Origin of the sequence: Bradyrhizobium sp. CSA112 (genome assembly GCF_029051645.1) — a bacterium.
Lineage (GTDB): Bacteria > Pseudomonadota > Alphaproteobacteria > Rhizobiales > Xanthobacteraceae > Bradyrhizobium.
This window is the reverse complement of sequence record NZ_JAACFS010000104.1, coordinates 1-1,288: the sequence shown is the minus strand read 5'-3', so window position 1 is coordinate 1,288 and position 1,288 is coordinate 1. Positions and strand designations below refer to the sequence as shown.

Here is a 1,288-nt window from a genome sequence, read left to right as displayed (position 1 = left end):
CTAGACGACCGATTCCATGAAACCTGCGCTGATGGAGCAGGCTGAATTGGTGGAACGGACGGGCTGTTGGCGGATTCCTCGTTTGCGGTCGGCGAAACGAGGAGCTGTATCATGGCAGGATGGCGGCGAGCGGTCGAATTGGCAATGAGTGATGAAGAGATAGCGACCTTGACGACGCTTTCGCGGTCGAGGATCGAACTGGCGAGCCGGGTGTCGCGGGCGCAGATGCTGCTGGCGTATCGGGAAAATCCTTCGTTCTGCGCGGTGGGCCAGAGACTTGGGGTCCATCATCAGACGGTGCAGCGCTGTGTCGAGCGGGCGCTGGCCGATGGCCCGCTGGCAGCCCTCGACGATCGCCCGCGACCGGGCAAGGAACCAACCATCACGCCTGAAGCCAAAGCCTGGTTGGTGTCGCTGGCGTGCGACAAGGCCAAGGACCACGGCTATCCACATGAGTTGTGGACGACGCGGCTCTTGGCGCGCCATGCACGCGAACACGGGCCGGCGGCGGGGCATGCGTGTTTGGCCAATTTGGTCCAGGGAACGGTGTGCAAGATCCTCGGCCGGGAGGAAATCAAGCCGCACAAGGTGCGTTACTATCTTGAAAATCGCGACGCCGAGTTCGAACAGAAGATGGCGGAGGTCCTGTGCGTCTATCGTGAAGTCCAGGTCCTGAAGAAAGCCTCTGCCAAGGGAAAGCGGCGAGGAAAGCCGGTGACGGTCGTCTCCTGCGACGAGAAGCCGGGAATCCAGGCCATCGCAACGACGGCGCCGGATTTGCCGCCCAAGCCTGGCGTCCACGCCACCTTTGCACGCGACCATGAATACAAACGTCATGGCACGCTCAGCCTGTTGGCTGGGATTGATCTGCTCACCGGCAAGGTCCACGCCCTTGTCAAAGATCGCCACCGCAGTCGAGAGTTCATCGAACTCCTCAGGCTTATCGATGCCGCTTATCCGCCGAACACTGCGATCAAGTTGATCCTCGACAATCATTCCGCGCACATCTCGAGAGAAACCAGAGCCTGGCTCGCCACTCGACCAAGCGGGCGCTTCGAGCTCACCTTCACCCCCAAGCACGGCTCGTGGCTCAATCTCATCGAGGGATTCTTCTCCAAGTTCGCCCGTTCAGTCCTCCGCCACATCCGGGTGGCCTCAAAACACGAACTCAAGGAGCGCATCATGGCCGGTATCGACGACGTCAATCGCCATCCGGTCATCCACACGTGGTCCTACAAACTCGCCGAGGTCGCCTGATATGATTCGAACCAAGAAAACGCTAATCTAG

At 60.2% G+C, this 1,288-nt stretch carries 1 protein-coding gene; it reads left to right on the top strand.

Annotated features, from left to right (window positions below):
• Positions 1 to 111: 111 nt before the first annotated feature.
• Positions 112 to 1,257, top strand: a complete 1,146-nt coding sequence (locus GWE18_RS41850; protein ID WP_275191295.1) for an IS630 family transposase — start codon at positions 112 to 114, stop codon at positions 1,255 to 1,257.
• Positions 1,258 to 1,288: the final 31 nt, after the last annotated feature.

Bases quoted from the DNA above. Each gene is read 5' to 3' on its own strand.
- GWE18_RS41850 (WP_275191295.1), top strand. From the start codon at position 112: ATGGCAGGATGGCGGCGAGCGGTCGAATTGGCAATGAGTGATGAAGAG.